This is a genomic window from Pseudonocardia alaniniphila (genome assembly GCF_022524485.1).
Classification (GTDB): Bacteria; Actinomycetota; Actinomycetes; order Mycobacteriales; family Pseudonocardiaceae; genus Pseudonocardia; species Pseudonocardia alaniniphila.
In genome coordinates this window covers 1-7,436 of the sequence record NZ_JAKXMK010000077.1, presented here as the reverse complement: position 1 = coordinate 7,436, position 7,436 = coordinate 1, and the positions used below count along the sequence as shown (strand labels likewise).

Here is a 7,436-nt window from a genome sequence, read left to right as displayed (position 1 = left end):
CTCGACGCGGGGGAGGCCCTGCACTGGCCGTGCCCGGCCCGCCCTCCCGGCGAGGAGGCCCACCCCGGCAGCCCGCGGTTGTTCACCGAGCGGTTCGCCCACGCCGACGGCCGGGCGCGGCTCGTGGCCGTCGATCACACGGACGCGGCCGAGCTACCGGACGCCGAATACCCGCTGCGGGCCACGACGGGCCGGGTGCTGGTGCACTACCAGTCCGGCGCGCAGACCCGCCGCGTGGATGAGCTGACGGAGATCGTGCCGGAGTGCTACGTCGAGGTACATCCCGACACGGCCACCCGCGCAGGGCTCTCCGACGGCGAGTGGGCGCGCGTGGCATCTCGTCGCGGCACGACCACAGTCCGAGTGCGGTGCGTGGCAACGCTGCGGCCCGACACCGTGTTCCTGCCGTTCCACTTCGGCGCCGAGCAGGCCGCGAACCTCCTCACCAATCCGGCACTGGACCCGATCAGCCGCATGCCGGAGTTCAAGGTGTGCGCGGTACGCCTCGAGCGGATCTGAACGACGAAGAACCGGGCCAGGCCTCCGCCGATCTCTTGTGCGGAAGCCCGCCATCGACGAGCACCCTGCGCGGCCGACCATCCGCGCAAGCGGTCGCTGACCGAGGCCAGCGAAAGACAGGAATCACCCATGAAATCCACTGATCAGACCGCCTTCATTTCCGGCGGCCCATCGGGGATCGGTGCCCACGCCGTCCGCCGGTTCGTGCGGAAGGGAGTACGGATCGTCATTTTGCGTCGCAATGCCGAGCTGCGTGAGCAGGCTGGGGGCGCGGATTCGCTCACCCGTACCTGGGGCGTCGAGTTCGGATCCGGGCCTGTCGGTGCCGGTGTCACTCCGAGTGCCGTCCGTGTTGCCGGGCCGGCCTACGGTCGGTCGTCGTGAGTCGCCGGGTTGTCGTGGTGGGACACGGCATGGTCGGTGCCCGGTTCGCCGAGGAGGTGCGGCGCCGAGATCCGAAGGGCGCGCGGGTCCGGGTGACTGTGCTGGGAGCCGAGCCGAGGCCGGCGTACAACCGGGTGCTGCTCTCCACGGTCCTGGCCGGTGGGTTGCCGGCGTCGGCGGTGGAGCTGCACCCGGTTGGTTGGGCAGTCCGCGCGGGTGTCGACCTGCGCATCGGGGTCACCGCTACTGCGATCGACCGCGAGCGCCGTGTCGTGCACACCGACGACGCCCACTGCGGCGGCGAGCGTTACGACGATGTCGTGCTGGCGACCGGCAGCCGCGCCTGCTTGCCGCCGATCGACGGGATCGCCGACCCGAGCGTCGTGACGTTCCGGGATCTCGCCGACTGCGAGCGGATCATCGCGCTCGCCTGCCCTGGCGCGCGGTTCGCCGTGCTCGGCGGTGGGCTCCTCGGGTGTGAGGCCGCGCGCGGGTTGGTCGGGCGCGGAATGGACGTCACGCTGGTCCACTCGAAGCCGCACCTGATGGGGCACCAGCTCGACCCGGGTGCGGGCGAGGTGTTGGCGGCTACGCTGCGCCGGCTGGGCGTCGATGTCCAGCTGGGACGCCAGGCCGTGGGCTGGGAGCCGGGGGTCGGGCTGCGCTGTCGCGGCTCCGTCGAGTCCTGCGACAGCCTCGTCCCCGCCGATGCGCTGGTGATCGCCGCCGGGGTGCGGCCCGAGGTCGGCCTCGCGGCGGATGCCGGCATCGCAGTGGACCGTGGGGTGCTCGTGGACGACCAACTGACCACGTCCGACCCACGCGTGCACGCGATCGGCGACTGCGCGCAGCACGCAGGCACGACCGCCGGACTGGTGCAACCCGGGTGGGAGCAGGCGGGCGTGCTCGCCGACCTGGTCACCGGGGCAGATCCGGGCGTCCGCTACCGCGGCACCCTCCCGGTCACCCGGCTCAAGGCCTGCGACGTCGATCTCGCAACGGTGGGCGACCCGCGCGCCCTGGACGGGTTCGGCGCCGAGGTGCTGCGCTTCGCCGACCCGGTGGGCGGTCGCTACGCCAGCCTCGCCCTGCTCGGTGATCGCGTCGTCGCTGGCGCCATGATCGGGCTTCCCGACGCCGCCGCGTCGATGATCCAGTTCTACGACACCGGCATGCCCGCCCCCGCCGACCGGCTCGGCCTCCTGTTCGGCCGGGCTCTCCCCGGCGTACCCGAAACAGCGGATCCCGGCCATCTACTGGCGTCCACGGTGGTGTGCCGTTGCAACACGGTGACCAAGGGGGCGCTCGTGGCCGCCTGGCGCGGCGGGGCCACGGATGCGCCCGCGCTGAGCCGGGCTACCCGCGCCGGCACCGGCTGCGGGAGCTGCTGCAAGACCATCCGGGACATCTGTGCGTGGCTGGCCCAGAGCGAGCCCCCAGTGCTCGGGCTGGTGCGGGAGGATAAGGCGGTATAGACGGTCTGTGTCGGCCGATGGCTGGGAGGCCGCGACGACGGTCTCCCCTCCAACTAGACGTACCTACGCGGGCATCGACCGATCCTTCGCTACATCTTCCGGCGCACCCGATCGTCGCCTTACGTGGTCACCGTCCATCCGACCTTCGACGTCGTCATCTGTTTGACGTTCATCAACCACAGTGGACAGACGGGATCATGATCCACAAGACAGGCAGGTGGGACCGGCGCTCTCCGGGTTTCCGCAGGTAGAAACGCTGATGGGCGCCTTCGCGGGGTCCAGTCAATTGCGCATCCGGAGAGGCACATCCAGCCTCGCCCGAACCTTGTTGTCGTCGGACCCGTTCCCAAAGTTGCACATCCATTCTCGGACATGCCACGCGACGAGTTGATCAAGATACATTCTTGGGGATCGTCCGAGCCAGGAGTACTTTCGCATTAAGTTGCGTCCGACATTGATCCGCTCGAAGCACCATAGCAGCCTAAAGTAGGCGTCCAGCACCTCATCTAGGTCAGCATCGTTCAGATCGCGACTCCCATGCGCGACATGCCCTAGGCGATTTCGCGCTTCCTGAACTGCACCCCGTAGTCAGATCTTGGTGAAGCGAGCGCCGATACCAGCGCTAACCGACGAGACGCGCCGGGCTCGGCGAGCAGAATTTCAAGAGCGCGCAGTACCCGCGGACGAAAAACGCCGCGGGATCGCGCGCGAGCTCAGCAACATTGCCCACGAAAGGCATCCCCCGCACGACCGGGATCGGTTTCCCCACAACTGTCGACCTGCTCATCTGGTTCCCCTACTCGCCCCGGCGTCACAGAAGTGCCCGTGAGCGCGATCATGGCGCGTGAGCTCGACTCGTTACCGAGACCCTCAGCGTCCCCCGCCGCCCTCCCCCGCGTCACCGTCCACAGTGATGAGTACCTTGATCTCCCCGGCTCATCCGCCACGCCGAAAGCGACGGATCTGCACGGCCTCGCCCAGGCGCAGGTGTTCGCGTCGGCGTGGCTGGCCAACAGCATGTTGTGCGCCCAGTTGACGACGCCGCCACGCCGGCGGTTAAGGGCCTGCAGCGCTCCCCAGAGCACCCTGGCGTGGCCACGCCCCGCACCGCAGACGAGCGGAGGCCGTGAATCTCCTCTGTGACGGGGGCGGTGCGGCCGCTGGGTGGCGCCGTTCAAATGTTGCAAATCACATAAAAGCGACCTAGGGGAGATCAAGTGCATTTCAACAGAGAAGTTAGATAAATCCACACAGGCGAGTCGCGCAGCACATGTGGGATCCACCGATCGTTTGCCGTCACTTCAAGTTAGATTGGTCCCCCGGTTCCACCGTTACTCCACGCTAGGTGACGGTCACTCAGCGCACGAAATACTCCTCGGGGAGTAATTGTGCCGAGATCGACACCGAATGTGGATGGGGGAGTAAATCAGTTGCACAACCGCAGTCACCATGGCCGTCGCGGCGAACATGTGCAGGACCCTCCAGCACATGGTCACCGACGGCACAACGAGACGCGGTCGGCGAGAGGCGGCTATACTCCAGAACAGCTTGCCGTGGTGATCCTGCAGCGTTCTGCGGGTAATCGCGCGGTCACCCGGTTGATCGAGTTGCAACGGGCTGAATCAGAGCCCGCGCCGGAACCGACACGTGTGACGGAAGTGCTCCGCAGTAGTGGCCGGTCGCTGGAGTCGAGCGTTCGTGCCCGAATGGAGGAAAGTTTCGGGGCGGATTTCTCTCGGGTCCGGATGCACACCGACACGGTCGCGCAGCGGTCCGCACTCGAGATCGGCGCCCGTGCCTACACCTCTGGTCAGCACGTGGTGCTCGGTGCCGGAGCGAGTGACCTGCATACCCTGGCTCACGAGTTGTGGCACGTGCGGCAGCAGAGCCGTGGCCCGGTGGCGGGCACCGATGCGGGTTACGGCCTGTCGATCAGCGATCCGCACGATCGTTTCGAACGTGAGGCCGAGATGATGGCGGACCGCGCGGTCGGCGGACGCCGGTCCCTGGCCTCGCTGGACCGACCGCTCGCCACGGGCGTGACACACGACACCGGATCCGGTCTGCCCGTACAGCGGGCGCCGTTCTTCGGATCCTCGGAGACCGCTGACGTGGCCGCGCTGGCGGATGCGGGTCGGAGGAAACGGCTGGAGCGCGACTACGGACCCTTGGTGGGACCTCACCGGGTCAAGCCGGAATCCGAACTTGCAGACGACGAAAAGGTCCGGCTCAACCCAGTGTGGTACCGACTCGAGGACTTTCCTCCAGCACTCCTTCTGGACCGGGGACGACAAGCCGTCTGGTGCTTCTCTGTCGGTGCCCGCGGAGAGATCCTGATGGGCACCGAGATGATCGACACGGTTGTCGAGGACGCAGAATGGACTCGGCTCTTCAACGGAATGCATGAGAAGGACCCCGCGCTCACCATGGAGGACCTGCGGATGCGACTGAACGCCTCTGGCCATCCGACCATTGCGGCAGGTTTCGAGTCGCTCGGCCGAACGAAGACCCAGCCGGCCAGGTTCTCCGGGGAATTGCTCTGGAGCGGGCCGGCGGAGGGCGAGCAGGGGCCCGGCCATTTCGTCATCAACGACAAGTCCGGTCGTTACATGGGTCGCAAGGTGCGTCCCGGGCTCCGGACGGTGGACTCCCTGCGGTGGATGGACAATGTCGCCCGCCGGATGAGCCGGCACTTTGGAGTTGCAATCGGACTGGCCGAGACGAAGCACGGCGCATGACCGTCTGGTCGCTGAACGGCGCCAAGAAGTCGACGAGGATTTCCTGCACGCCGGACTGTTCGAGGTGCAGGTCGTGCCCACTACGTGGAACGCTCACAGCGCTTGTCCCGAACCGGCGGCGGGGCACCTCAAATATCTATCGTTCAGGTTTGAAGCCTGACTATCCGAGCACCACAAGAGTCGGCTAAAGACACCATCGCGAGGCCATGGAGGCTTCACCGGAGGACACAACGGGGGATACACAAGAGGATGACCGCATTCCCGACTTATCTCAACAAGGCTGCTGGCGCAGCGCGCCCTTCGTCGCAGCGATGTCCGCGTGGGGACGATTTATGACGATGAGTGGATTCGCCTTACATCGGTCGACATTTAACCTCCAGATGGTCGACGTTCCAGCCCATACGCTCTGACCTTATCGACCGTCGACCGTCGACGTCGTCCGCGTCCGCCCAGCGCATCCCACGTTGTTGTCGGCGCTGTTGTCGGCTTCGCTCAACCACGAGCCGACCACGTGACAGCCACCGAGCTGTCACAGGCTCGACTATTCCCGTGTCGTGAGCGGCACCGCCAGCCGCCATCCCGACGGCGGCATGGTCGTCTTCGTCGACGCCGACGGAGCACTCGTCGCCATGACCTCGAGTTCACGTTGAGTTACGCCTCGACCGTGCCCAACCCCGCCCGCCGTCCGGATGGGTGAGAAGCCCTTGGATCTCCGTGAGTGCGTTGGCGTTGGGCGCTTCGGTGGGTTTGAACGAGACCGCCGCCGCAGCTGTCAAGGATGCCTACGCTGGGCTGAAGGGCCTGCTCGTCGGGCGTTATACGGCGGTCGATGTTTCGGCGGTGGAGCGCAGGCCTGACTCTGCGTCCAAGCGTGACTCGCTGCGTGAGGATCTCGCTGATGCCGGTGCGGACGCCGATGTGGAGCTGTTCGATGCGGCCACTGCGCTGATCGCGTTGGTCAGGGCTCATAAGCCTCTGCGGCGGCCGCTGTCGGTATCGATCTGGAGGATCTGACGGCGGCGGGGTCGATTCGGATTCAATGCACAGACACCGGGTCCACGTCTGCATCGTCCCGAACGACGCCCTCCGCCACCACCGCGACCACTCACCACACCCACCACCACCAGACGCGCTGGTGTTCACCACCACCGACGGCACCGCACTCGACGCCCACAACGTCCGCCGATCATTCCGCCACGTGATCACCGCCGCCGACCCCAACCCCGCCGCGTGGACCCCGCCCGAACTCCGCCACAGCTTCGTATCCCTCCCCTCGGCATCGGGAGTCCGCATTGAGGACATCTCCCGCCTCGTCAGCCACAGCGGCACCGTAGTAACCGAACAGGCCTACCGCCACCAACTGCAGGCCGTGCTCGACGAAGGCACCACCGCGATGGACGACCTCTTCCCACGCGACTCACCAGACAGTCACTCAGTTAGTCACTCAGCAAGAAACCATGATCGAGAACCTGCGCCCCACGTCTCCAGGCTCAGGCGAGGTACAACCCCTCAAGCCCAGCCTTTCCGCAGGTAGAAACGCTGATGGGCGGCTCCCCCGACGTAGGGAACCGCCCATCGTCCCGTCGGGACGACAGGATTTGAACCTGCGACCCCTTGACCCCCAGGACGTGCGGGTAGCCATCTGCGCAGGTCACAAGCGCTCACCCCAGCGCGAGAAGCCCACTCCTGCTCCGTATGAGCAGCCGCGCACACAGCGTGCGGTCCCCGGCTGTCCCCCTCGCGACCCAGGCCGATCCCAGACACCTCATCAACGACGACCCCTGCGACTCGGCGAGAGAATCAGCTGTGACAACCCTGCCCGGCACGACCTCGCTCTATCACCTCGGCCCAGACGAGGGGCCCGAGCAAGGCGACCACTGACGCCACAGACGGGCAGCCACGGCTACGCCTCGCCCCTGCACCGCCATACCCGCGAAGACAAAGCATTCTACGTTCTCGACAGTGAGCCGTTTTCTCGCTTTCTCCACAAACGGTGGACTTGAGCAATTCTATGTCCCGAAGATCTTGATCACGATCCGGGTCCGCTTGCCGAGAAGCAGACTGAAGATCTGGATCGTGCGTGCGGGATCGCCTTACCGCAACGTCCCCTCGCCTGGGGGGAGCGAGAGCAGTGTCGCGAGTCGGTCTCGTAGCGGCAGCTGCGGAGTCGTCGGTAGTGGCAGGTGCGGGGGTCTGCTGTCGTCATCGGCGCCAGCTTTCGCAACCTCGCTGCGCAGGGATCAGGGTCACGTCCCCGCTGGTGGTGTAAGTCCGGGGTCCCCGTTCGGCGTGCCTGAGCACGTAGGAGGGGCCACCGCGT

General features: G+C 66.5%; 4 protein-coding genes. All 4 read left to right on the top strand.

All coding sequences use genetic code 11. The features are described 5' to 3' along the window. Positions 1 to 519 (top strand): molybdopterin oxidoreductase family protein (locus MMF94_RS42910; RefSeq protein ID WP_241043256.1); only part of this gene is annotated, 519 nt, incomplete at its 5' end. Positions 520 to 899: 380 nt separating this feature from the next. Further along, complete coding sequence (locus MMF94_RS42905; protein ID WP_277398972.1) at positions 900 to 2,378, top strand: FAD-dependent oxidoreductase; 1,479 nt, start codon at positions 900 to 902, stop codon at positions 2,376 to 2,378. A gap of 1,556 nt (positions 2,379 to 3,934) precedes the next feature. After that, the gene (locus tag MMF94_RS42900; protein WP_241043255.1) at positions 3,935 to 5,116 is read left to right on the top strand and encodes an eCIS core domain-containing protein; all 1,182 of its coding nucleotides are present in this window, start codon (positions 3,935 to 3,937) and stop codon (positions 5,114 to 5,116) included. A 714-nt stretch (positions 5,117 to 5,830) separates the two neighbouring features. Then, positions 5,831 to 6,130: a hypothetical protein gene (locus tag MMF94_RS42895; protein ID WP_241043254.1), complete on the top strand. Its 300-nt coding sequence runs from the start codon at positions 5,831 to 5,833 to the stop codon at positions 6,128 to 6,130. The last annotated feature ends 1,306 nt before the right edge of the window (positions 6,131 to 7,436 follow it).